The organism is Nitratireductor arenosus, from assembly GCF_009742725.1.
GTDB lineage: Bacteria > Pseudomonadota > Alphaproteobacteria > Rhizobiales > Rhizobiaceae > Mangrovimarina > Mangrovimarina arenosa.
On the sequence record NZ_WPHG01000001.1, the window covers coordinates 148,446 to 172,131 of the forward strand.

At 62.9% G+C, this 23,686-nt stretch carries 19 protein-coding genes, 1 tRNA gene and 1 pseudogene; 11 read left to right on the forward strand and 10 right to left on the reverse strand.

From position 1 onward, the window contains the following. Positions 1-19: 19 nt before the first annotated feature. Positions 20-4,741 carry a glutamate synthase large subunit gene (gltB, locus tag GN330_RS00725; protein WP_156710659.1) on the reverse strand — a complete coding sequence of 1,574 codons (4,722 nt, stop codon included), beginning with the start codon at positions 4,739-4,741 and terminating at the stop codon, positions 20-22. Between the two features lie 487 nt (positions 4,742-5,228). Between gltB and GN330_RS00730 the strand changes: the two genes are divergently transcribed. The 5 genes from GN330_RS00730 to GN330_RS00750 all read left to right on the forward strand — a co-directional run bounded on the left by GN330_RS00730 (position 5,229) and on the right by GN330_RS00750 (position 9,201). Then, the gene (locus GN330_RS00730; RefSeq protein WP_156710660.1) at positions 5,229-6,278 is read left to right on the forward strand and encodes a threonine aldolase family protein; all 1,050 of its coding nucleotides are present in this window, start codon (positions 5,229-5,231) and stop codon (positions 6,276-6,278) included. Between the two features lie 160 nt (positions 6,279-6,438). Then, entirely contained in the window at positions 6,439-6,741 is a 303-nt protein-coding gene (locus GN330_RS00735) for a BufA1 family periplasmic bufferin-type metallophore (protein ID WP_156710661.1), read from the forward strand. Between the two features lie 147 nt (positions 6,742-6,888). Next, positions 6,889-7,797: an MNIO family bufferin maturase gene (gene bufB, locus GN330_RS00740; RefSeq protein ID WP_156710662.1), complete on the forward strand. Its 909-nt coding sequence runs from the start codon at positions 6,889-6,891 to the stop codon at positions 7,795-7,797. Continuing rightward, the gene (locus GN330_RS00745; protein WP_156710663.1) at positions 7,781-8,569 is read left to right on the forward strand and encodes an HvfC/BufC N-terminal domain-containing protein; all 789 of its coding nucleotides are present in this window, start codon (positions 7,781-7,783) and stop codon (positions 8,567-8,569) included. Before bufB ends, GN330_RS00745 begins: the two co-directional genes overlap by 17 nt. Positions 8,570-8,601: 32 nt before the next feature. Continuing rightward, positions 8,602-9,201, forward strand: a complete 600-nt coding sequence (locus GN330_RS00750; RefSeq protein ID WP_156710664.1) for a DoxX family protein — start codon at positions 8,602-8,604, stop codon at positions 9,199-9,201. 81 nt (positions 9,202-9,282) lie between these two features. Here the strand turns inward: GN330_RS00750 and GN330_RS00755 are convergent, their stop codons facing one another. Continuing rightward, positions 9,283-9,753 carry an Hsp20 family protein gene (locus GN330_RS00755; protein ID WP_156710665.1) on the reverse strand — a complete coding sequence of 157 codons (471 nt, stop codon included), beginning with the start codon at positions 9,751-9,753 and terminating at the stop codon, positions 9,283-9,285. A 409-nt stretch (positions 9,754-10,162) separates the two neighbouring features. Between GN330_RS00755 and GN330_RS00760 the strand changes: the two genes are divergently transcribed. Continuing rightward, positions 10,163-11,158 (forward strand): alpha/beta fold hydrolase, encoded by a 996-nt coding sequence (locus tag GN330_RS00760; protein ID WP_246188463.1) that lies wholly within the window; start codon positions 10,163-10,165, stop codon positions 11,156-11,158. A 30-nt stretch (positions 11,159-11,188) separates the two neighbouring features. Here GN330_RS00760 and hisN read toward each other — a convergent pair whose 3' ends face one another. Both hisN and GN330_RS00770 read right to left on the reverse strand, forming a co-directional pair. Continuing rightward, a complete protein-coding gene (gene hisN / locus GN330_RS00765) occupies positions 11,189-11,959 on the reverse strand; it encodes a histidinol-phosphatase (protein WP_156710666.1) in 771 nt (256 codons plus the stop codon). A gap of 219 nt (positions 11,960-12,178) precedes the next feature. Beyond that, positions 12,179-13,120: an N-formylglutamate amidohydrolase gene (locus tag GN330_RS00770; RefSeq protein WP_156710667.1), complete on the reverse strand. Its 942-nt coding sequence runs from the start codon at positions 13,118-13,120 to the stop codon at positions 12,179-12,181. A gap of 208 nt (positions 13,121-13,328) precedes the next feature. Here GN330_RS00770 and cpdR point away from each other — a divergent pair, with 208 nt between their 5' ends. From cpdR to GN330_RS24180, 3 genes and pseudogenes are all read left to right on the forward strand, one after another. Then, on the forward strand, positions 13,329-13,691 hold the full coding sequence (cpdR, locus tag GN330_RS00775; RefSeq protein ID WP_106570922.1) for a cell cycle two-component system response regulator CpdR: 363 nt from the start codon (positions 13,329-13,331) through the stop codon (positions 13,689-13,691). Between the two features lie 75 nt (positions 13,692-13,766). After that, positions 13,767-13,841 (forward strand) — tRNA-Val (locus GN330_RS00780). 295 nt (positions 13,842-14,136) lie between these two features. Next, a pseudogene (locus GN330_RS24180) lies at positions 14,137-14,235 on the forward strand (IS3 family transposase); the annotation flags it as partial. Positions 14,236-14,472: 237 nt separating this feature from the next. Here GN330_RS24180 and GN330_RS00785 read toward each other — a convergent pair. From GN330_RS00785 to GN330_RS00810, 6 genes are all read right to left on the reverse strand, one after another. Next, a complete protein-coding gene (locus GN330_RS00785; protein ID WP_156710668.1) occupies positions 14,473-15,591 on the reverse strand; it encodes an ABC transporter ATP-binding protein in 1,119 nt (372 codons plus the stop codon). Positions 15,592-15,594: 3 nt separating this feature from the next. Then, positions 15,595-16,968, reverse strand: coding sequence for an amidohydrolase family protein (locus GN330_RS00790; RefSeq protein ID WP_246188522.1), 1,374 nt, complete (start codon positions 16,966-16,968; stop codon positions 15,595-15,597). A gap of 119 nt (positions 16,969-17,087) precedes the next feature. Further along, a complete protein-coding gene (locus GN330_RS00795; RefSeq protein WP_246188464.1) occupies positions 17,088-17,864 on the reverse strand; it encodes an ABC transporter permease in 777 nt (258 codons plus the stop codon). A 50-nt stretch (positions 17,865-17,914) separates the two neighbouring features. Continuing rightward, positions 17,915-19,072 (reverse strand): ABC transporter permease, encoded by a 1,158-nt coding sequence (locus tag GN330_RS00800; protein WP_246188465.1) that lies wholly within the window; start codon positions 19,070-19,072, stop codon positions 17,915-17,917. 103 nt (positions 19,073-19,175) lie between these two features. Further along, positions 19,176-20,243 (reverse strand): ABC transporter substrate-binding protein, encoded by a 1,068-nt coding sequence (locus GN330_RS00805; RefSeq protein WP_156710672.1) that lies wholly within the window; start codon positions 20,241-20,243, stop codon positions 19,176-19,178. A 34-nt stretch (positions 20,244-20,277) separates the two neighbouring features. Further along, positions 20,278-21,336 carry an ABC transporter substrate-binding protein gene (locus GN330_RS00810; RefSeq protein ID WP_156710673.1) on the reverse strand — a complete coding sequence of 353 codons (1,059 nt, stop codon included), beginning with the start codon at positions 21,334-21,336 and terminating at the stop codon, positions 20,278-20,280. 204 nt (positions 21,337-21,540) lie between these two features. On the opposite strand from GN330_RS00810, the gene GN330_RS00815 reads away from it, so the two are divergent. Then, positions 21,541-22,236: a FadR/GntR family transcriptional regulator gene (locus GN330_RS00815; protein ID WP_197434974.1), complete on the forward strand. Its 696-nt coding sequence runs from the start codon at positions 21,541-21,543 to the stop codon at positions 22,234-22,236. Between the two features lie 19 nt (positions 22,237-22,255). Then, complete coding sequence (locus GN330_RS00820; protein ID WP_156710675.1) at positions 22,256-23,674, forward strand: amidohydrolase family protein; 1,419 nt, start codon at positions 22,256-22,258, stop codon at positions 23,672-23,674. The last annotated feature ends 12 nt before the right edge of the window (positions 23,675-23,686 follow it).

The window sequence follows — 23,686 nt, forward strand, 5'->3', positions numbered from 1 at the left end:
ATGGTGTCCGCGTTCCTGCTTACTCCGCCGCCAGCCCCATGCGCATACGCTCCATCTCGATGAGCGCGCGGCGATATTCGACTGGCATAACCTTGCGGAATTTCGGCCTGTAATCGGCCCAATTGTCGAGGATGTCCTTGGCCCGCGTCGAACCGGTATAGTGCATGTGGTTCGAAATCAGTTGCACCAGCCGCTCCTCGTCGTGGCGGGTCATGTCGCCGGAGACGTCGACACGGCCCTTGTGGGCGAGGTCGCCGCCATGATGGTGCAGCTTCTCCAGCATGTCGTCTTCTTCCGGCACCGGCTCGAGCTCGACCATGGCCATGTTGCAGCGCTCGGCAAAATCCCCGACCTCGTCGAGCACATAGGCAACACCGCCGGACATGCCGGCCGCGAAGTTGCGCCCGGTCTGGCCGATGACGACGACGACGCCGCCGGTCATGTATTCGCAGCCGTGATCGCCGACGCCCTCGACCACCGCCACGGCGCCCGAATTGCGCACCGCGAAACGTTCGCCGGCGACGCCGCGGAAATAGCATTCGCCCTCGACCGCGCCGTAAAGCACCGTGTTGCCGACGATGATCGAATTCTCCGCCACGATCCGCGATCCCTCCGGCGGGCGGATGACGATGCGACCGCCCGACAGCCCTTTGCCGACATAGTCATTGCCGTCGCCGTTGAGTTCGAACGACACCCCCCGCGCCAGAAACGCACCGAAGGACTGTCCGGCGGTGCCGGTGAAGCGCACGGAGATCGTGTCGTGCTTCAGCCCTTTGTGGCCGTAGCGCTTGGCGACCTCGCCCGACAGCATCGCGCCGGCGGACCGGTCGACATTGCGGATCGGCATCTCGATTAAAACCTTTTCCTTGCGCTCGAGCGCCGGCACGGCCTCCGCGATCAGCTTGCGGTCGACGATGTCGTCGATCGGATGCTGCTGGCGCTGCGTCCAGTAGGTCGCCTCCTTCGGCGCCGCCGGCTTGTGGAAGACGCGGCTGAAATCGAGGCCGCGCGCTTTCCAGTGCTCGATCAGCGGCCGCTTCTCGATCAGGTCGGTATTGCCGATGATCTCGTTGAGTTTACGGTAGCCCATTGCCGCCAGCAGCGCGCGTACCTCCTCGGCCACGTAGAAGAAATAGTTGATGACGTGTTCGGGCGCGCCCTTGAAGCGTTTCCTCAGCACAGGGTCCTGGGTCGCCACGCCGACCGGACAGGTGTTGAGATGGCATTTGCGCATCATGATACAGCCGGCCGCAATCAACGGTGCGGTCGAGAAGCCGAACTCGTCGGCGCCCAGAAGCGCCCCGACGATGACGTCGCGGCCCGTGCGCAGGCCGCCATCGACCTGAAGCGCGATGCGCGAGCGCAACCCGTTCAGCACCAGGGTCTGGTGGGTTTCGGCCAGGCCCATCTCCCACGGGCTGCCGGCATGTTTGAGCGAGGTCAGCGGCGAGGCGCCCGTACCGCCATCATAGCCAGCGATGGTGATGTGGTCGGCACGCGCCTTGGCCACTCCGGCCGCCACCGTGCCCACTCCGACCTCTGAGACGAGCTTGACAGAGATGTCGGCGGCGGGATTGACGTTTTTCAGGTCGAAGATGAGCTGGGCCAAATCCTCGATCGAATAGATGTCGTGATGCGGCGGCGGCGAAATCAGCCCGACGCCAGGCGTCGAATGGCGCACCTTGGCGATGGTGGCGTCCACCTTGTGGCCCGGCAACTGTCCACCCTCGCCGGGCTTGGCGCCCTGGGCGACCTTGATCTGGACCATGTCGGCATTGACCAGATATTCGGTCGTCACCCCGAACCGTCCGGACGCAACCTGCTTGATCGCCGAGCGTTCGGGATTGGACGAACCGTCGGGCAACGGCAGATAGCGGTCAGGCTCCTCGCCGCCCTCGCCGGTGTTCGACTTGCCGCCGAGCGTGTTCATCGCGCGCGCCAGCGTCGTGTGCGCCTCGCGGCTGATCGAACCGAACGACATCGCTCCGGTTGAAAACCGCTTCACGATCTCGGCGACCGGCTCGACCTCGTCGAGCGGCACGGGCTTGCGCCCCATCTCGGCCGCCGTGCGGATGTGAAACAGCCCGCGTATGGTCTTCGTCCGCCCCGAAGCCGTGTCGATCTGCTCGGCATAATCCTTGTAGGTGTCGAACGATCCCTTGCGCACCGCATGCTGGAGGCTCGCCACCGCGTCCGGCGTCCACACATGCTCCTCGCCGCGGATGCGGTACATATATTCGCCGCCCACATCGAGCGCATTGCGCAGGACCGGATCGTCGCTGAAGGCCGCGACGTGACGCTCGACCGTCTCGGCTGCGACTTCGTCGAGCCCAACGCCCTCGATCGTGGTCGCTGTGCCGGTGAAATAGCGTTCCACGAACGCGTCCTTCAGCCCGACCGCGTCGAATATCTGCGCGCCGCAATAGGACTGGTAGGTCGAAATGCCCATCTTGGACATGACCTTCAGGATGCCCTTGCCGATCGACTTGATGTAGCGGGTGACGATTTCCTGCGCGTCGACCTCGGGCGGGAACTCGCCGCGCCGGTGCATCTCGATCAGCGTATCGAAGGCGAGATAGGGGTTGATCGCCTCGGCGCCATAACCCGCCAGACAGCAGAAATGGTGCACCTCGCGCGGCTCGCCCGATTCGACCACCAGCCCCACCGCCGTGCGCAGGCCCTTGCGGATCAGGTGGTGATGCACCGCCGCGGTCGCCAGAAGCGTGGGAATATCGATCCTGTCCGGTCCGATCTGCCGGTCCGAAAGAATGATGATGTTGTAGCCGCCGGCAACGGCCGCCTCCGCGCGCTCGCACAGGCGCTCGACCGCTGCCTCCATGCCCTCCGCGCCCTCGGTGGCGGAATAGGTGATGTCGATCGTCTTGGTGTCGAAGCGGTCCTCGGTGTGGCCGATGGAGCGGATTTTCTCCAGGTCGCCATTGGTCAGGATCGGCTGGCGTACCTCCAGCCGCTTCTTGCGCGACGAACCGACCAGATCGAAAATGTTCGGGCGCGGTCCGATGAAGGAGACCAGGCTCATCACCAGTTCCTCGCGGATCGGGTCGATCGGCGGGTTGGTGACCTGAGCGAAATTCTGCTTGAAATATTCGTAGAGCAGCTTGGTGCGGCCGGACATGGCGGCGATCGGCGTATCGGTGCCCATCGACCCGATCGCCTCCTGGCCGGTCGTGGCCATAGGCGCCATCAGCAGCTTGAGGTCTTCCTGCGTGTAGCCGAAGGCCTGCTGGCGGTCGAGCAGCGACACGTCGCGGCGTAGCGCCCGCGGCTCCACCGGCTTCAGCTCTTCCAGAATGAGCTGGGTGGAGTCGAGCCATTGGCGGTAGGGGTGCTTGCCGGCGATGTCCGACTTGATCTCCTCGTCGGAGACGATGCGGCCTTTTTCCAGGTCGATCAGAAGCATCCGGCCGGGTTGCAGACGCCATTTCTTGACGATCTTGTCCTCGTCGACCGGCAGCACGCCGGCCTCCGAGGCCATGATCACCCGGTCGTCGTCGGTGACGATGTAGCGCGCCGGGCGCAGCCCGTTGCGGTCGAGCGTCGCGCCGATCTGGCGCCCGTCGGTGAAAGCGACCGCGGCCGGCCCGTCCCACGGCTCCATCAGCGCGGCGTGGTATTCGTAGAACGCCTTGCGGTCCTCGCCCATCAGCTTGTTGCCGGCCCAGGCCTCCGGGATCAGCATCATCATGGCATGCGCGAGCGAATAGCCGCCCTGCCACAGGAATTCGAGCGCGTTGTCGAAACAGGCCGTGTCCGATTGGCCTTCATAGGAGATCGGCCATAGTTTGGAGATGTCGTTGCCGAACAGCTCCGAATCGACCGAGGCCTGGCGCGCCGCCATCCAGTTGACGTTGCCGCGCAGGGTGTTGATCTCGCCATTATGCGCGACCATTCGGTAGGGATGGGCGAGCTTCCATGACGGGAAGGTGTTGGTCGAAAAGCGCTGGTGAACCAGGATCAGCGCCGATTCGAAGCGCGGATCGAGCAGGTCCTTGTAATAGGCGCCGACCTGATAGGCCAGAAACATGCCCTTGTAGACGATGGTGCGCGAGGACAAGGACACCGTGTACGAGCCGTTGTCGCGCCCGCCGGTCTCCTCGAAAATACGTGCCGACACCACCTTGCGCAGAATATAGAGGCGCCGCTCATAATCCTCGTCGGAGGCGATCGCCGGATTGCGGCCGATGAAGACCTGCAGATGCACCGGTTCGGATGCCGCGATATGCGGTGCTTTCGACAGCGAGGCATTGTCGACCGGCACGTCGCGGAAGCCGATCAGCGGCTGGCCTTCGGCCTGCGTCACCTCGGCGAACACCTGCTCGATATGGGCGCGCAGTTCGCTGTCGCGCGGCATGAAGATATGGCCGACGGCATAATGACCCGGCGGCGGCAACTCGATGCCCTTTTCGGCCATCTCCTCGCGGAAGAAACGGTCGGGAATCTGGACCAGCACGCCCGCGCCGTCGCCCATCAGCGGGTCCGCGCCGACCGCGCCGCGATGGGTTAGGTTTTCGAGCATGGCGAGCCCGTCCACAACGATCTGATGCGACTTGCGGTTCTTCATGTCGGCGATGAAGCCGACACCGCACGAATCATGCTCATTGCGCGGATCGTAGAGACCCTGCGCGCCCGGCATCGGCAGGACGGCGCGTTTGGCGGCACGCGCATCGCGCCCGGCGGCCGGGCAGGGCTGCGTCGTCGCTGATGGCGTCGAATCCGTCATCGTCCTTCCTCCATTGGCCCCGTTTTGGGGTGCCTTGATACTGCGGACGCCTATTTTATCAGCACGTCCACCTCGTGCACATCGTTCCACGAGGGTGACCTGTCGGGCTTGGCTGCGAAGACCGTTCGCGCCCCAGGTCGCTGCTATCCGGCACACATGCCAGAGCCGGCGTTTTACACCAGCCCCGGCTCGAATTTCCCGGATAAATAAGACAGCACTGCTGTCCTAATTACACAATGGCAGAATTGGATAACGCACACAAGACCGGATCGCGATCTTTTTCGCATGGAATCGCAACAAAATTATCCTGAGCAAGCATCGTACAGCATTTTATTTCCCGAAACACGGCATTACCCCTTTCCGGCGGCACATGGTCGGCCCCTCGCATACGCGCCTGGTCGCCTTGCCTTGAAGCGCAAGCCCCTTGAAGCCGCATATCGAAACCGGGCACAGTCCGGCCCTCCTTCAGCTCATTTCGGAAACAGCGATGATTTTTGCTTCTGACAACTGGGCCGGCGCCCACCCGGCCATCGCCGACGCGCTCGCCGACCATGCGGGCGGCCATGCACGCGCCTACGGCGACAGCGACCTCGATCACGAAATCCGCCGCCGCTTCTGCGAGATCTTCGAGAGGGACGTGGCGGTTTTCTTCGTCTCGACCGGAACGGCCGCCAACGCGCTGTCGCTGGCGAGCGTCTCGCGTCCCGGCGGTGTCGCCTTTTGCCACGCCGAGGCGCATCTGGTCGAGGACGAGGCCGGCGCCACCGAATATCTGACCGGCGGCACTCGCCTTGCCCGCGTCGGTGGTCCGCTCGGCCGCATCGACCCGGAGGCACTGGAGGAGGCGGTCAGGCGCTATCCGCCGGAATTCCTGCACGCGGGACGGCCGGTGGCGGTTTCCGTGACGCAGGCAAGCGAGATCGGCACCGTCCATACGCCGGACGAGCTCGACGCTATCGCGGCGGTCGCCGAGCGGCATGGGATGGCCGTGCATATGGACGGGGCCCGCTTCACCAACGCCCTGGCATCGCTCGATGTCTCGCCGGCCGAGATGACATGGAAGCGTGGCGTCGACCTGTTGTCCTTCGGCGGCACCAAGAACGGCTGCTGGTGCGCGGAGGCGGTGGTGCTGTTCGACCCCGCCCAGGCGACCGAATTTGCCTTCCTGCACAAACGCGCCGCGCAATTGCTTTCGAAATCGCGGTTCGTGGCCGCCCAGTTCCAGGCCTATTTCAAGGACGATTTGTGGCTCGACAACGCCCGTCATGCCAATGCGATGGCGGCCCGCCTTGCCGACTGCGTCGGGCGCTCGGCCAAGGCCAGGCTCGCCTGGAACCCTCAGGCGAACGAGGTCTTCATCGTCGTGGCGAGCGCCATGGTCGAGCGCTTGATCGGCGAAGGCGTCGCCTTTTATGGCTGGAGCGCGCCCGAGGGCTTCGAGGGCTCCATCGCGGCGGACGAGGAAATCTGCCGTTTTGTCACCAGCTTCGCGACGACCGCCGACGAAATCGACCGCTTCGCCGGCCTGATCGCATGAACGGCCGCGACCGTTTTTAACATTACAAATCGGTAACGTTCGCGTTAGCGCCGCGTGATGTTTGATCTCGCCGGGTTTATTTCCATGTGACCAGCGCATTTGAAAAAGTGGCGTACCGGCTTGAGCCGGCCGGAATTCTTGAAACCGAGAGGAGAACACCATGTCGACCAAAACCGTGATCGGCGCCGCTTATCTAGCCAGCGTCGTGGCGGGCGCCGTTGCCGCCGGCGCCATGACAACCACCGCGGCCCAGGCCCAGGAAAAAGAAAAATGCTATGGCGTCGCCATGGCCGGCCAGAACGACTGCGCCGCCGGTCCAGGCACCACCTGCAAGGGCACGTCCAGCGTCGACTATCAGGGCAATTCCTGGAAACTGGTCGATGCCGGCACCTGCGCGTCGATGGAACTCCCGGAAAACCGGATGGGCTCGCTTGAGCCGCTCGAGCGCGATCTGCCGTCCTAAAAGCATGGCTCCGAAAAGCGGACGCCGGTTTTCGGGAAAGATCATGCCTCAACAACCGATCATGATGGCGGTTCGACGAAACGCCATCATGATCTGAGCGCCGTCTCCCGGGAAGGACCGGCCAAACGCGTCCGCAAAGGGTCCGCCATGCCGCACGCCAACAACGGAAACAGTCGCTTTTCGGCCTTTCCCGTTTCCGGCCGCTCCGGCGCGAGCCTGAAACACACCCATCTCAACGCGATCTTTTCCGAGCGCGACCAGGTCGGGTTTTTCGAAGTGCATGCCGAAAACTACATGGGTGCCGGCGGCCCGCCGCACGCAGCACTTTCCCGCGTGCGGCGGGATTACCCGGTTCTGCTGCACGGCGTGTGCATGTCGATCGGCGCGCCGCAGCCGCTCGACGAGGCCCATCTTGCCCGTTTCAGATCGCTGGTCGAGCGCTACGAACCGGCGATCGTGTCGGAACATCTCGCCTGGTCGACCCACGACGATGTTTTTTACAACGACCTTCTGCCGCTGCCCTATACGAACGAAACGCTGCGGCATGTATGCGAGCACATCGACCAGGTACAGGCCGCGATCGGGCGTCGGCTGCTGCTGGAAAACCCCTCGACCTATCTGGTTTTCGCGGAATCCGACTACGACGAGACCGGGTTCATCCGCGAGATCGTCGACCGCACCGGATGCGGGCTGCTGCTCGACGTCAACAACGTCTTCGTGTCCGCCACCAATCAAGGTTTTTCGGCCCTCGACTATCTGGCCGACTTTCCGCTCGAACATGTCGGCGAGATCCATCTCGCCGGCCATCGCCAACAGAGCGACGACGAGGGAGAACCGCTGCTGATCGACAGCCATGACGGCCCCGTCTGCGATGCGGTCTGGAAGCTCTACGATATCGTCATCGGTCGCGCCGGAACGATCCCGACGCTGGTAGAATGGGACGGCGATATTCCCGACTGGCCGATACTCAAGGCAGAGGCCGACGCCGCGCAGGCCGTTCTCGATCGCCATGCCGCTACCGGCGCCCGGAAAATCCACCATGCAGCAGCCGAATAGCCCGCCCGGCGCGGCTTTCGCCGGCCCGTTCACGACCCCGCTTCTCGACCCCGACAGACCGACGCCGCCCGGCGTCGGCGGACCGGGCGAAAAAGCCGGCGACGTGCGTTACAACGTCTATCGCAACAACGTCACCGTCTCCCTCATTGACGCGCTCGCCGACACGTTTCCCGCCGTGAGGCGCATTGTCGGCGAGACCTTCTTTCGCGATATGGCGCGCCTCTATGTGCGCCGCGAGCCGCCGCGCTCGCCGCTGTTGTTCGACTACGGCCACGGCTTTGCCGCCTTCATCGACGGTTTCGAACATACGCGCCCGCTCCCCTGGCTGGGCGATGTCGCCCGCATCGAACGGGCCTGGCTCGACGCCTATCACGCCGCCGACCGCGACCCGCTGGCGCCCGAAAAGCTGGCGAGCGCTCCACAAGACGCCCTGCCGGCATTGCGCTTCCAACCGCATCCTGCCACCAGGGTTCTGCGTTCCGCCTATCCCGCCGTGACGATCTTCGCAGCCAATCGCGCCAGCGGTCCTGTCGGCAAGATCCTGGAGCGCGACGGCGAGGACGCACTCGTCACCCGGCCGGCGCTCGACGTGTTCGTGCGCAAGCTGCCGCCCGGCGGGGCGGTGTTTTTGACGCTGCTGTGCACCGGAAAACCGCTCGGCGAGGCGGCCGCGGCGGCGGGCGGGACCGAGCCTGGTTTCGATCTTGGCGCCAATATCGCCGGCATGATGGAGGCCGGCGCTTTCGCCGATATTCTTGTTCCCGACGCATGACGTCTCCCGGAACCAGCAAACGGAACGACATCATGGAAGACAACAGCGATGAGCGCACAAGCAAGCCGGTCTGGCCGCTCGGCGCGGTGATACGCCTGCACGACACGTTCTTTTCCGGCCTCCAAGCGGCACTGGCTGGATGGTTCACCGGCCTTGCGGCCCGCGTCGTCTTCGCCAGCGTGCTTTTGCTTTATTACCTCAATTCGTCCTGGGGAAAATTCTCCGACGGGATTTTCGGCTTTCTCAACCCCTCGTCGGGGGCCTATGTCTCGATCCTGCCCAAGGTGATGGAGGCGAACGGTTATGACGAAAACGCGCTCGCCTGGCCCTATGACGTCATCGTCTATCTCGGCACCTGGACGGAATTCGTCCTGCCGCTCTTGATCGTCGTGGGCCTGTTCAGCAGGCTTGCCGCCCTCGGCATGATCTTTTTCGTCATCGTCCAGAGCTATGTCGACGTCACCCAGCACGGCCTCGACGCCAAGTCGATCGGCGCGATGTTCGACCGCATGCCCGACGCGATCATCTGGGATCAGCGGCTCTTATGGGTGTTCGTTCTCGTCGTCATCGTCGTCCACGGCGCAGGCAGGCTGTCGCTCGATCATTTGCTCGCGCGCTCGCGGCCAAAATAGTGCTTCCCGCACGGGCATATGAAAGCGGCGCCCCGAAAGGCGCCGCCACGAAATCTTGCCGATGGTAGTCGAGCAAGAGGGTTATTTGGCCAGGTCCGTCTCGATCTGCTTCGACGTGACGCCTTTAGCCGCGGAGATCGCGATCTTGCGCGGCTTCATCTCCTCGGGGATATTGCGCTTCAGATCGATGTGAAGCAGGCCGTTTTTAAGCTCGGCGCCAGTCACTTCGACATGATCGGCAAGCTGGAAGCGGCGCTCGAAGGCGCGCGAGGCGATGCCGCGATAAAGCAAATCGACGCCGTCCTCGCCATCGGCCTCGGACTTCTCGCCCTTGACAGTCAGCACGTTGCGGTGCGCCTCGATCGCGATGTCGGTCTCGGCGAAACCGGCCACGGCCATCGAGATCCGGTAGGCGTCCTCGCCGGTCCGTTCGATGTTGTAGGGCGGATAGGTCTGGCCGCTATCGGGCTGGGCCAGCGAATCGAGCATGGTGAAAAGACGGTCGAAGCCGACGGTGGAGCGGTAAAGCGGCGAAAAATCGACGTGACGCATGGTGTGTTCTCCTGTTGAGCAACAAGTTCGCGTTTGGCGTTTTTTGGAGATCCGAGAAGGCATTTCCGCAACGCCAGCGGCCCCGATCCGACGGCGGCCGCATCCCTTATTTGGGAAGCGCCAAAACCCGGTTCAAGAGCACCCCCGCCGGCCGGTTTTCTTCCTGAACGGCACATGAACCGGCCTTTCGGTCCGGGTTCATCTTCGCCCCACTAGTGTTGGGTCATCAGATCGGGGCGACAAGCCGCCTCGAACGAGTTTGGTCCGGGTGTAACGTCCCTTCCTCCCGGATCGACAGAGGCCGGAGGTTGCTGGCAGCACCTCCGGCCTTGATCTTTCAAGACCTCCGCGATCCGGATCGTCCCTGATTTTCTTTGCTTTTCTCCCAGCGCCTACTTATCACCGGAGCATGAACCTGCGCGCCGACATGCCGCTCGAAGACAAAGACACGGCAGTGCTTCACGAGATCCCGGGCAATCGCGTCCCGGAGCGCGCGCGTGTGGGCTATTTCGAAAGCTGGGACGGGAAAAGGCTGCGTTACGCGCTTTTTCCAGCACAGGCCAGGCCGCTGAAGGGCACGGTGATCATCCTGTCCGGCCGCAACGAGTGCATCGAGAAATATTTCGAGACCATCGGCGACCTGTCGAAGCTCGGCCTCGGCTCCGCCGTCATGGACTGGCGCGGCCAGGGCGGCTCGGAGCGCCTCACACGCGATCCGCAACGCGGCCATGTCGACAGTTTCGACGACTACGTGGCCGATCTTGACCGGTTCTTCACCGACATCGCCCTGCCCGACTGCCGCGGCCCGTTTTACATCCTCGCCCATTCGACCGGCGCGCTAGTGGCGTTGCTCGCCGCGCCGAGCCTGACCAACCGGGTCCGGCGCATGGTACTTTCGGCGCCGCTACTCGCCTTCGAGGGCCAACATGCCTCGGTGAGCGGCCTGCGCCGCATCAGCTCACTGCTTTACGCGCTCGGCCTCGGCACGGTCTATCTGGGCTGGGGGCGCCGGCCGGCGGTCCCGCCCCCGTTCGCGACCAACAAGCTGACCACTGATTTCGCCCGCTATCAGCGCAATGTCGCACTCTACCAGCAATTCCCCCATCTGGCGCTCGGCGGGCCGACCGCCGGCTGGGTGCGCGCGGCCTGCCGTGCCATCGAACAGGTGACGGAGCCGGCCTTCGCCGCCCGCATCCAACTGCCGACGCTGTTCGTCGCCGCCGGCGCCGACACCGTCGTGTCGACCCGCGCGATCGAGCATTACGCGACGCCGCTGCGCGCCGCCTCGCTGCTGACGATCGACGGAGCCCGCCACGAATTGCTGCAGGAAGCCGACATCTATCGCGAGCAGTTGCTGGCCGCCTTCGCCGCCTTTGTGCCCGGCACCGACACCGCGATCGCCTGACGAAAAGCGGCCGCCCGGATCCGCCCCGGATCAGTCGCCGACGAGGTCGAGCACCGCGCGATGCAACGCCGGCGTGGCCGCCGCGACAATGTCGCCGCCGCCTTCCGGCCGTCCGCCCTGCCATGTGGTCACCACCCCGCCCGCCCGCTCGATCAGCGCCACCAGGCCGGCGATGTCGTAGGATTGCAGCCCCGCCTCCACCGCGATATCGGCATGGCCGGCCGCCACCATCGCAAAGGCATAACAATCGGTTCCGTAGCGCGGCAGCCGGACTGCCGCCTCCAGACGATCGTAGCGATCGCGCAGCGCGCCCTGAAACAGCGCCGGCGTCGTCGTGAACAGGCTTGCCTCGGCAAGAGACGTCGTCGCACGCGTGGCAAGCGGCCGCGCACCGCCGGGGCCCTCATAGAACGCCCCCTGCCCGGTCGCGTAATAAAGCTCGCCGATGAACGGCTGCGACATCAGCCCGGCCACCGCCTTGCCGTCCTCGACCAGGCCGACCAGCGTCCCCCACAACGGAACGCCGGAAATAAAGGCGCGCGTACCATCGATCGGGTCGATCACCCACACACGGCGCGCGTCGGGGTTCTCCACCCCGTGCTCCTCGCCGACAATGCCGTCATCGGGAAATTCCGCCCGAATGATCTCGCGGATCGCGCGTTCGGCCTCGCGATCGGCTTCCGTCACCGGATCGAAGCCAGCCGCCTGCTTGTTGGAAACCGCGCCAGCGCGGCGAAACCGCGGCAGCGTCTGCTCGGCCGCCGCGGCCGCGATTCGGCGCAACAGTTCCGCCGTTGCCATTTGAATCCCCATTTTGTTGCAAATTTGCCACATATAATCGGCATTTTGGACCTACCAAACGGCGAAATACGGGTTTTCCACCGTCGGCGCTTGACTTTTGTGCATTGCACAATAGGCTTTTTGCGAACGGTTTGTCCGTTCATGCCCTTTTGGGCGTTTCCTCCCTAGACTTGGACCGTGTCGTCTCGCGATGCGGTCTTTTTTTTCGCCTTTCCAGGCTCATTCGGCCGCCAACGGCATCGCCGGCCGGCCAAAGCCGGCCGCCGCGATCAGCCTGTCGACGAAACGGGCCATATTGTCGGCGAGCGGCAAAAAACCGCTCGACTTGCGGTAGTTGCGTTCGTTCATATAAAGCCCGCGATTGACCTCGATCTGCAAGGCGTGCATCCCGTGCGCCGGTCGCCCGTAATGTTCGGTGATGAAGCCGCCCGCATAGGGCTTGTTGTGGGCGACGGTGTAGCCGAGTGAAGTCAGGATGCCGATTGCGGCTTCGCTGAGCGCCGCGGAGGCGGAGGTGTTGAAGCGATCACCGACGATGAAGTCGGGCCTGACGCCGGTTTCGCCCACCCGGATACTGGCCGGCATGGAGTGGCAATCGATCAGGACGGCCAGTCCGAAAACGGCCTGAGTGTCGGCAAGCAACCGCCCCAGGCAGGCGTGATAGGGCTTGTAGAGCGCTTCGACGCGTTGCCGCGCCTCGGCGAAAGGCAGCTTGCCGGCGTAGATTTCCTGGCCTTCGCCGACGATCTTCGGCACCGTGCCGAGCCCGCCCGCCACGCGCGGCGAGCGGATGTTGGCATAGGCCGGCAAGGGCTCGCAAAACATCCGCGGATCGAGTTCCCACGGTTCGCGGTTGACGTCGAGATAGGCGCGCGGAAAATTGGCCGAAAGCAGCGGCGCGCCGAAGGCGACCGCGGCTGCGAACAATTCCTCGACATAACAATCCTCCGAGCGGCGGATCGCCTGGCGGTCGAGCCTGGACAAGGCCAGGAAGCGTTCGGGATAGCTTCGCCCGCTATGCGGCGAATTGAAGATGAAGGGAACGCTCTGGTGAGGTGGGCACCGTGTCTGGAAAGGCACGACGCCGGCGAAATCGTCGGCGACGCTCATCGAAGGTTGATCCGCCGCGGGCAGGGTCTGGTCATGCCGCGAAAGTGCCATCCGATCCGTGGCCTGTCCAGAACCAATCGCATGCGGTCTGCCGCCACGCCGCGCCTGCCCGAGCACGATGGCGACGGCACAAAATGGGGATTCGGTCCCCGAGCGCCGCTACGGTTCACTTGATGTTTACCTTACCCTACGCATATATCTGGTTTGGTTAACGGGCGGCATGGCGGCCGACTCTGTTCTGGAATGCGGACGGGAATCCATGACGAGAATCCTACTAGCCGAAGACGACAACGACATGCGCCGCTTTCTGGTCAAGGCGCTGGAACGGGCCGGTTACGACGTCATCGATTTCGACAATGGCGCCAGCGCCTATGAACGGCTGCGCGAGGAGCCGTTTTCGCTGCTCCTGACCGATATCGTCATGCCGGAGATGGACGGTATCGAACTCGCGCGCCGGGCGACCGAGATCGACCCCGATCTGAAGGTGATGTTCATCACCGGCTTCGCCGCGGTCGCGCTCAATCCGGATTCGAAAGCACCCAAGGACGCCAAGGTCCTGTCGAAGCCGTTCCACCTGCGCGAGCTCGTCAGCGAGGTCGAAAAAATGCTGAAAGCGGCCTGACCGGGGCCGTCGTCGGACGATGGATTTTCGGCATTGACGCCAGCATGATTTGTGTGGTCTATGCGCGGCGCTGATGGGCGTGTAGCTCAGCGGGAGAGCACTACGTTGACATCGTAGGGGTCACAGGTTCAATCCCTGTCACGCCCACCATCGGCCCCCTTGGAAAAGTTGAAAAATCCGCCTCGGCGGTTTTTCCGTTTCTGGCGAGAGACCCGCAAAGCCCTCTCGCAACGGGCAGCGGCAAACCCAAATCCGCGGGTTTGGAGAGGCGCGATACGAGGTCCGTTCTCATTACAAAGCGCCGTTCGATCTGACCGTCGGAATGGCTTTGCGAAGCGTTGGATGTCTCACGCTCGCGCTTTCAAGCCTAACTCCCCAGCGCCCCCAGCACGCGGTCACGCCATAACAAAAACCTTCTCGGCGCCATTGGTGCGACCGCAGCGTCAAGAGCAGCGATCGCACCTGTGGCGCACGTCGTATCCGGCACGATGCTCTCGCCGACGGGCTCTCCTGCGGTCTGCACCGTGTCGAGCGGCTGATGCGGGAGAACGGCCACGTCTTCCGATACAGGAGCAGCAGACCGGACAACGGGGATCTGCGCGAGGCCATGAGACGTTGCCAGCGAACGTCAGCGCACTGCCTACCGCGGTATCCGCCTAACGGGGGAACGGCAGGGAATGGCGGTGGACCAGAAAAAGCCGGGTCTCAGGTGACTCCCTGCCTCAAGTTTTGGGAAGAAGGCGTCCACAAACCTAGGGGCTATGCAGACCGCGAACAGCCGTCACTCGGCCGGGAAAGCCAGGCAGTCCGACTGACGCCACGCGACGCGCACGCTGTCGCCACGTTGAAACACCGGACCGCCGCCCTGATTGGCGACCCTCACGGCGAACTCGCTACCGCCGGCAAAGCGCAGCAGGAGACGATTGACATCGCCGAGATAGACGACCTTGTCGATCTCGATGGTGAAGTCGTTTTCCCATTGTCCGTCCTTGCCAACAGCGATGCGCTCCGGGCGCAGGGACAGCACCGTCCTGTCGCCCGGCGCAAAGCTGCCCACGGGGCGGGCGTGCACGCTGACACCGCCGCCGACATCGACATAAACGCCGTTTTCGGAACCGCCGGTCACGATGCCGGTCAGCCGGTTGTTCTCTCCCACAAACTCGGCAACGAATGCGTTTTGCGGGTTCTCGTAAAGATCCGACGGACGCGCGAGTTGCTGGATGCCGCCGTCATTGAACACGGCGATACGATCGGACATCGTCAATGCTTCGGTCTGGTCATGCGTGACATAAACCATGGTGACCTTCAGTTCCTCGTGAAGGCGCTTGAGCTCATACTGCATCTGTTCGCGCAACTGCTTGTCGAGCGCACCGAGCGGCTCATCCAGGAGAACGAGTTCCGGCCTGAAAACCAGCGCCCGCGCCAGAGCCGCACGTTGCTGCTGTCCGCCGGACAATTGCGCCGGACGCCTGTCGGCGAATGCGCCGAGCTCGACCATTTCCAGCGCTTCCACGACCCGCTTGTCGATATCGGCCTGGGCGGCTCCGCGAACGCGCAACGGGTAGCCGACATTCTGACCTATCGTCATATGCGGGAACAGGGCGTAGTTCTGAAACACGACACCGATCCCACGCCGGTAGGGTGGCAACGCCGTGACATCCTTGCCGCCGATCGAAATCGTTCCCTCGGTCGGCGCCTCGAAACCCGCAAGCATCATCAGGCTGGTCGTCTTGCCCGAACCGGACGGTCCCAACAGCGTCAGGAACTCGCCCCTGACAATGTCGAGATTCAAGTCGCGCACGACCAGGGTCTCGCCGTCATAGCTCTTCCGGACACCGGAAAAACGTACGATTGGGTCGTCAGTCCGGTCCTTGCCGGATATGGAAGCAATCGCGTTCAATGTTTACTCCGTCCATTGAGGTAGCGCGGCGGGAAACCGCTCGGCGAGCGTCTGTCCGCTGGGATGATATTGGCTGTAGTGCTGCCACATTCGCTCGCTTGACGTGCGCACCTCCTCAAGCAGGGCGTTCTCGTCGACACCCAGGAGGCGCTTGTCGGAGACGACCACCCGACCGTCCACGATGACCGTGTCGACCATCCCCGGCGTGGCCAGATGGACCAGGGCACGAATGGGATCGGGATTGACACCGAAACTCAGATTGCCGGTATCCACGATCACGATGTCGGCCTTTGCACCGGCCGCTATGCGCCCAATGTCCGCGCAGCCCAGCGCCTTTGCGCCGGCAAGGTTGCTGGCTCCGAACACCGCGCCCGCAGGTGCCGCCTCGTAATTCCGGTCCGCCGCCTTGCAGGCCGTGGACGCCGCTCGCATCTCCGCGAACATGTCCAGTGGATAGGTATCGGTCCCCAACGCGACATTGATGCCGGCGCGACGATATCTGTCGAAGCTCTCCAGCATCATGCCGCGCCTGGAAAAAGCCACGGGCGAATGGGCGACTGCGGTCCCGTGTTCGCCGAGGATGCGAATATCGTCTGCGACCGGGTATCCGACCAGGCTGTGCGATCCGACATAGATGCAGTGCGCCAGCAGCGTTGAGGGATCAAGTAACCCTTCGTCGGCAAGACATTGCACCGGTGTGCGGCCGCCGTCCGACACGGTCTCGAAGAACTCCCTGTGCTGCTCGAGGAAGTGCATCGTAAACGGAACGCCGAGCGAGCGTGCCACCGCCTTGGCTTCGCGCCGCAATCGCGGCGTGGAGACGTAATACTCGTCAAGGGCGATAACGCCGTTCAGCCGTCCGTCCATCGCGCCTGAATGGCGCTCGATGAATTGCGCGGCGCGGCGCAGCGAGACCAGTCCCTCGTTCTCGTCGAGCTCCCGTGTGACCTTGCCGTCGTCCTCCAGCCAATATCGCCCGCCCGTCACGATCGGCGCCCAGAACAGTCTGATGCCGGATTCCTCGGCAACTTCAAGCATCGTCCGGCCTTCATCCGGCCCTGCCGGCGCAAACGCCAGAACGGTGGTCACACCATGACGAAGCAAGGCCGAGAACCCGAACCGCAGCGATGCTCGAAGGTCCTGCTGCGATGCGACACCGGGCTGACCCGAGCGGCGCGCAGGCAGGAAATGCAAAAAGCTCGACCTGATGAATTCACGCTGGCCGGTATCGACCAGCGCGCGCTGGGCCTCGTGAGCGCCCACATGCGCATGCGTGCTGACCTGCCCTGGAATAACCAGCTTGCCCCGCGCGTCGATAATGCGGGCGGCCTGTCCGTCCCAAGACTGTCCGACATGGACTATCCGGTCGCCGCGCATCACGACCACGCCGCCTTCGATCGTACTGTGCCCGTCTGCGTTATGGGCGATGATCGTGCCGCCGCTGATTGCGACCGTATCGTGTTCCGAAATCATTCCAGCTTCCATCAAGTCTGTTGTTACCGGTTGCGCCCCGCCAGCCGCTCGCCGCGACGGCGCAGAATTTCCATGACGATCATGAGACCGAGCGAAATCACCAAAAGCACTACGGCAGCAGCCATGATCGTCGGGCTGATGCTTTCGCTGACGCCGCTGAATATCTGTCTGGGAAGGGTGCGCTGTTGTGGGCTCGCAACGAACAACGCCACGACGATCTCGTCGAAAGACGTCACGAATGCAAACAGCGCGCCCGATATGATGCCAGGAGCGATGATCGGCAGCGTGACGGTCCGAAAAACGTGAACCGGCGTTCCGCCCAGGCTGGCACCCGCCCGCGTCAGGTTGGGATCAAAGCTCTGCAGCGTTGCCGTGACGGTGATGACGACGAACGGCAACGCCAGCACGGTGTGGGCCAGGATGACGCCGAGATAGGTGCCGACGAGATTGATCGAAGCGAAGAAATAGAACGTGGCAACCGCCACGATGACGACGGGGGCTGCCAGCGGCGTGATCAAGAGCGCCACGACGACCGGCTTGAGGCGGAACTGCGAACCGTGCAGCCCGAGTGCCGCCAGCGTTCCCAATATGGTGGCCAGAATGGTGGTGGCCACGCCGATCAGCAGGCTGTTCCAAAGCGCGCCCGTCCACAGGGGATTGGTGAAGAAGTCCTCGTACCATTGCAGCGAATAGCCCGGGATCGGGAAGACCAGAAGTTGTCCGGCCGTGAAGGAAAGCGGGATCACGACCAGGATCGGCAGAACCAGATAGGCCAGGACCAACCCCACGAAGCCCCGCAACGCAAGTTGCCAAAGGCTGCCACGTCGTGCCCGCCGGCGAAGCTTCTGCATCATCTTACCTTAAGCTTGTCGAAGCCGACGACCTTGCCGAGCACCAAGTAGATGGCGGCGATGACAACGATCAGGAAAGCGCCGAGCGCGGATGCCAGTCCCCAGTTCACCGCCGAATTGGTGAAGTAGGCGATGAAATATCCGATCATCTGGTCGCCGGGACCGCCAACGAGGGCAGGCGTTACGTAGAACCCGACAGCAAGCACGAATACGAGCGTGCAGCCGGCTGCGATACCGGGAATGGTAAGCGGCAGATAGACGGTTCGAAAGACCGTAATCGGCGGCGCGCCGAGGGAGGATGCGGCCCGCAGATGGACCGGCGACACGCCTTTCATCACACTGTAGAGCGGCAAGATCATGTAAGGCAGCAGGACATGCACCATCGCGATGAACACACCCGCAGTGTTGAACATCAGACTGAGCGGCTCGGAGATGACACCCAGGTAAATCAGTACCTTATTGACGAGGCCTTCGGTCTGAAGAAGGACTACCCATGCCGTCGTCCGCACCAGAAGCGATGTCCAGAAAGGGACCAGAACGAGCATGAGCAGCCAGTTGGCAGCAGCCGGTCCGGCCGTAGCCATCACGGCGGCGACCGGATAGCCGATAAGCAGGCAGATCACGGTCACGCCGACGCTGGTGTAGAGCGTGCGGCCATAAAGCGACAGGAAGATGGCTTGCGTCTCGTCGACCCTGGTGATTGCGCCATCCGTGCCGCGCTGCAGATCCATGGCGGAGAGCAGGTAGAAATCCGTCATACGCCCGGACTGCTGCTTCAGCGTCGCCCAATAGGTCGGGTCCAGCCACCTGGCATCAATGTCCGCCAAAGTGTCGATGGCAGAATGTGGAACCGCAGCCGGCAGCCGGCGAACCGTTCGCGTGACCAGCCCACGAAAACCCGGCACCGCGTAATTCAGCCGCCGGCCCAAAACAGCGGCTTCCGGCTGCCCCTTAAGGGCGATCAGATCCTCTGCAAGAGCGCGAAACACGGGCTCAGGAGGCAGGTCGTCGGCATGCCATTGTCCGATTTCGGCGACGGTGCGCGGCATGTATTTGGGGATCTCGGCGTTGTCGACGCTACGGAAAAGAAACAACGCGATCGGAACGACGAAGAACAGGGCAACGAACACCACGCTCGGCGCCATCAGCGCCAGCATTCTTGAAAAATGCTGGCGCTCGGCGCGGCGTACCAGCGTACGAAGCCGCCGGGGAACCTGCCCGGTGTCGGCGAGGGTCGTAGTGGTACTCATGATTGCGGTCTCAGCGCGCGGTAAAGGTGGAGAAGCGCTGGCGGATGCTGTCCCCGTTGTCGCGCCAGAAGCTGATATAGAGATCTCCCGCCTGCATCATGCCGCGATCCAGATATTCGGTCGGCTGATTTGCGCGATTTTCATCCGACAGCATTGCGTAGGAATCCACGTTTGCCGGCGGATAGCCCATGATTTCGGCGTAGCGCGCCTGCGACTCCGCCTCAAGCGAGTACTTCACAAGTTCAATGGCTTCCTTGAGCTTGGGCGAACCGGTCATCACCGCCAGATAGATGACCGCCGAGGTGTATCCGGCCTCCCAGGCGATCTTCAGGTTTCGGCCGCTGGAGCGGTTGGCAACGTTCACGCGCCCCTGCCAGCCATACCCCATGACCACCTCGTTGGTGAGCAGGAGCTGCATCGATTCATCGCCGCTCTTCCACCACAGGACATGTGGCTTGATCTTCTCAAGCTGGGCGAAGGCGCGGTCAACACCGCCCGGCGAAGTCAGCGCTTCCGGTACGTCGCGCGGGGCGACACCATCCGACATAAGCGCGATCTCGAGGACCTGGTCCGGCTGGAACGGAAGCGCACGCTTGCCGGGCCATTTCTCCACATTCCAGAAGTCGCTCCAGGATCGCGGCACCATATCGCCCTGCCAGCGGTCCGCGTCGTAGACCAGAGCACCCGGCGACACGAGATAAGGCGCCCCGCATTCGGTAAAGCCGCCCACGGCCTCGAACTTGGTTTCGTCGATATGTTCTGACCAGTCGATCTGCTCGAGGAGCCCCTCGTCACAGCCGATCGCATCGTTAAGGGAATGCACGCTGGCGACATCCCAGATCAGGTTGCCGGTCTCGACCTGCGCCCTGATCTTCGCCAGTTCCTGGTTGTAGGTGTCGACCAGGATTTCGATCCCGGTTTCGGCCGTGAACGGATCGAAAACCGCCGTTTTCTGTGCGTCGCCCGGCGAACCGCCCTGATTTACGACCGTAAGGCTTTCGGCCGACGCCTGATGTGAGATCAATGCCGCGATCGACAACGCGACAACCGTTGCCAATGCCGTTTTTCTCCTGCTCATAGGACTCCTCCCGAGAGTTTGAGCTTCAAAAATCCTACTGTGCGGCGAACCTCAGAAAGCGCTGCAGAAGGGTGTCGCCATTGTCGAGCCAGAAGTTGAGATAGAGCTGGCCGTTCTGGAACGACGCCTTGTCGAGATGGTCGCGTGGCAGCGTGGCGAGTTCAGCTTCCGTCAGCAGGTCGAAGGCTTCCGCATTCGCAGGCGCATAGTCGATCAGGCGCGAATATTGCGCCTGCGCTTTCGGCGAAGACGAAAATAGAATGAGCTCCTTGGCCAGGTCGAGCTTCGGCGCTCCCTTCATGATCGCGAAGTACTGGCTTCCCGAGACGTGCCCGGCGTCGAAGACGATTTTCAGGTTGCGGTCGTTCGACTTGTTCGCCGTCGCCACGCGCCCGTTCCAGGCGAAGGTCATCACCACCTCGCCCGACAGGATGTTCTGCATGGATTCATCGCCGCTCTTCCACCACATGATATGGGGCTTGAGTTCTTCGAGCTTGGCAAATGCCCGCTCCACCCCGCCGTCCGACGAGAGCACCGTCATGACGTCCTGCGGCGGAACGCCATCGGCCATGAGCGCCACCTCGAGGGTCTGTTCGGCGCGGTAGAGCATTCCACGCTTGCCGGGCCATTTCTCCACGTTCCAGAAGTCCGCCCATGTACGCGGCGCATCCGCTGGATCGATCACGTCGGCATCATAGACAAGTCCGCCGGAGACCAGGTTATTGGGCACGCCGCACTCACCGAAGCCGCCAGCCCCCTTGAAATCCTCAAGGTCGAGGATAGCCGCCCAGTCGACCCGCTCCAGCAGCCCTTCCTCGCAAGCCGTCGCCTCATTGATCGCCGTCACGCTAACCACGTCCCAGATCAGGTTACCGGTCTCGATCTGCGAGCGCAGCTTGGCGAGTTCCTGATTGAAAGTGTCCTCGACAACCGTATGGCCCCGCGCTTCCGCGAACGGAACGAAAAAGGCCTCGTGCTGAGCCGCGCCGACCGTTCCGCCATTGTGAACCGCCGTAATCGTCTCCGCACTCGCCATCGACGCTGACACGCATAGTGCAAGCGCTGCAGTTGCTATCATCGTATGAATTCGCATTGCGTTCTCCTCCACCAAACCCACGTGCGCTTGACCCGATCGGTCAGGGTAGCGCTACATCTCCAGGTTCACCTCAAAATACCTTGATTATTGCAATTATCGAGTCAACACGCATTTTTCAGTTCTTTTAACTAGTTGACATACATAAATATTTTCTGATATCCATAATCACGCAATCAAAAATTGGTTGCAATGGAGAGAAATTTGGACGCCCTTGCCAAAGCGATTTCGGACTTGATCGACGAGGCTCGGCTACCCGAAGGCGAGCGCCTGCCCACCGAAAGGGAGCTATCGGAACGGCTTGGCGCGAGCCGATGGCAGACACGGCAGGCGCTCGAGAAGCTCGAAAAGCAGGGTCGGATCTGGCGCCATGTCGGCAAGGGCACATTCGTCGGACCACGCCCCACGGTCGAGGTCGAAGCGCTGCGCCTGCTGATCGACAATTCCAACCCGATGGAAGTCGTCGAAACGCGGCACACGATCGAACCGGCACTTGCCGCGATGGCCGCGCTGCGTGCGGACACCGCCCAAATCGCCGAGATCCAGTCGATCGGCCGTAGATGCGCGGCGGCCCGCAACATCGAAATCTACGAAGTGTGGGATGAGAAACTGCACGCTGCGATCGCGCGTGCAGCGGGCAATAAGATCCTTCTGGCCATGTTCGAGACGGTGAACGAGATCCGCAAGCAGATCGTGTGGAACACCATGCGTAGGTCGACCCTCAAACCCGAGCGCCGCGCTCATTTTTCCGAACAGCACAGACGCATCATCGAAGCCATTGCCGCGCGCGATGCGGATGCAGCCAACACCGCCATGCGCGAGCACATGGCAACGAATATCGAAGTTTACCAGAACGTCGTTCGCGCCGAGAAATTTGGCCTGAGCGTGTTCCGGACCTAACGCTTAATCGAGGACAGCCATGACCGCCGACGCCCCGCAGCCCGTGCAGATGATTGCGCGCGGGAGGATCATCACGATGGACCCGACCCGTCGCATCATCGAGGACGGCGCCATCGCCATCGACAAGGGGTTAATCGTCGCGGTCGGCGCCCATGCCGACATCGCTGGACGCTATCGCGCCGCCGATATGCTCGGTGGCCCGGACGCGCTCTTGACGCCAGGATTTATCGACGCGCACACCCACTGCACCCAATGTTTCGTCCGAGGCCTGACCTCGGGCGAACTGCCGATGATCCCACGCATTTACAACCCCGCGCAACGTGTGCTGACCGCAGACGAGGCGGCGTCAACTGTCCGCCTTCTGAGTGCCCAGATGCTGCGCGCGGGCGTCACCACCCTGTGCGAGGGGACGCTCAACCCCGACCATGAAACCGCCATCCTCGAAACGCTCGAGGAGGTCGGGATTCGAAGCATCCTGGCCCGTGGCCGAGCCGACCAGGACTTCCATCACGCATCGCTCTACAGCCAGATCAATGATCGATCATGGGTCAAGGCGAGAGACGGCGAAGCCGAGTCCGACCTGCTGCGCACGGAGGATCTACTCCAGCGCTTCCCATCGCGGGGCGATGGGCTGATCCATGCAGCGGTGAACGCATCCGCCCTGTTGGGCTTCTCACCCCGGTATTTCACGGAAGGCGCGGCCCTCGCCCGCCGGTTTGACTCCACGCTCCAAGTCCATATCGGACGCGATCGCGAGGAGGTCGAGTTTTGCCTCGACGTCTGGAAACGCCGCCCTGTCGAAAGACTGTTCGACCTTGGAGTGGTGGACGAGCATCTTGTGGCGGTTCACGCCGTCCTTGCCAGCGAACGGGAAATCGAGATTCTCGCCAAGGGCAAGGCAGCGCTCGCACACTCACCGACCGAGTGCGTCGCAAATATGAATGCCATCCCCAACCTGCCTCGCTTTCGCGCGGCCGGCATCCGGGTTGCCCTTGGCTGCGACAACCAGGCCAACGACATGTTCGCGACCATGCGCGCAGCCTGGCTCATCCACGGCGCGCGATGGGGCGTGGAGCGGTTCGACCCGGAGTTCCTGCCGGCCGGCGAACTGCTTGAAATGTCGACCATCGAATCCGCCTCAAGCCTGCGTATCGACCATATCACCGGGTCTCTGGAGCCGGGCAAAGCAGCCGACTTTCTGGTGATGGACGGGACTGCTCCGCACTTCATGGCAAGCCAGGACGTCACGAGCGAGTTGGTGCGCTACGGCAGCCGGGCGGAAATACTCCAGACCGTCGTGGCCGGACGCGTACTCTACGACCGCGGCAACTTCGCGACGATCGATATGCAGGGACTGCGGGATGAAGCGACCGCCGGCGCGGCCAAGGTGCGCCAGGAAGTCGTGGACCGCCGCTACCGGCCGCTACCGGCCTTCTGATTTACCACCAGC

Bases quoted from the DNA above. Each gene is read 5' to 3' on its own strand.
- GN330_RS00745 (WP_156710663.1), top strand. From the start codon at position 7,781: ATGCAGCAGCCGAATAGCCCGCCCGGCGCGGCTTTCGCCGGCCCGTTC.
- hisN (WP_156710666.1), bottom strand. From the start codon at position 11,959: ATGGCAACGGCGGAACTGTTGCGCCGAATCGCGGCCGCGGCGGCCGAG.
- GN330_RS00820 (WP_156710675.1), top strand. From the start codon at position 22,256: ATGACCGCCGACGCCCCGCAGCCCGTGCAGATGATTGCGCGCGGGAGG.
- GN330_RS00770 (WP_156710667.1), bottom strand. From the start codon at position 13,120: ATGGCACTTTCGCGGCATGACCAGACCCTGCCCGCGGCGGATCAACCT.
- GN330_RS00790 (WP_246188522.1), bottom strand. From the start codon at position 16,968: ATGCGCGGCGACCGGATAGTCCATGTCGGACAGTCTTGGGACGGACAG.
- cpdR (WP_106570922.1), top strand. From the start codon at position 13,329: ATGACGAGAATCCTACTAGCCGAAGACGACAACGACATGCGCCGCTTT.
- GN330_RS00810 (WP_156710673.1), bottom strand. From the start codon at position 21,336: ATGCGAATTCATACGATGATAGCAACTGCAGCGCTTGCACTATGCGTG.
- GN330_RS00760 (WP_246188463.1), top strand. From the start codon at position 10,163: ATGAACCTGCGCGCCGACATGCCGCTCGAAGACAAAGACACGGCAGTG.
- GN330_RS00800 (WP_246188465.1), bottom strand. From the start codon at position 19,072: ATGCTGGCGCTGATGGCGCCGAGCGTGGTGTTCGTTGCCCTGTTCTTC.
- bufB (WP_156710662.1), top strand. From the start codon at position 6,889: ATGCCGCACGCCAACAACGGAAACAGTCGCTTTTCGGCCTTTCCCGTT.
- GN330_RS00755 (WP_156710665.1), bottom strand. From the start codon at position 9,753: ATGCGTCACGTCGATTTTTCGCCGCTTTACCGCTCCACCGTCGGCTTC.
- GN330_RS00735 (WP_156710661.1), top strand. From the start codon at position 6,439: ATGTCGACCAAAACCGTGATCGGCGCCGCTTATCTAGCCAGCGTCGTG.
- GN330_RS00730 (WP_156710660.1), top strand. From the start codon at position 5,229: ATGATTTTTGCTTCTGACAACTGGGCCGGCGCCCACCCGGCCATCGCC.
- gltB (WP_156710659.1), bottom strand. From the start codon at position 4,741: ATGACGGATTCGACGCCATCAGCGACGACGCAGCCCTGCCCGGCCGCC.
- GN330_RS00805 (WP_156710672.1), bottom strand. From the start codon at position 20,243: ATGAGCAGGAGAAAAACGGCATTGGCAACGGTTGTCGCGTTGTCGATC.
- GN330_RS00750 (WP_156710664.1), top strand. From the start codon at position 8,602: ATGGAAGACAACAGCGATGAGCGCACAAGCAAGCCGGTCTGGCCGCTC.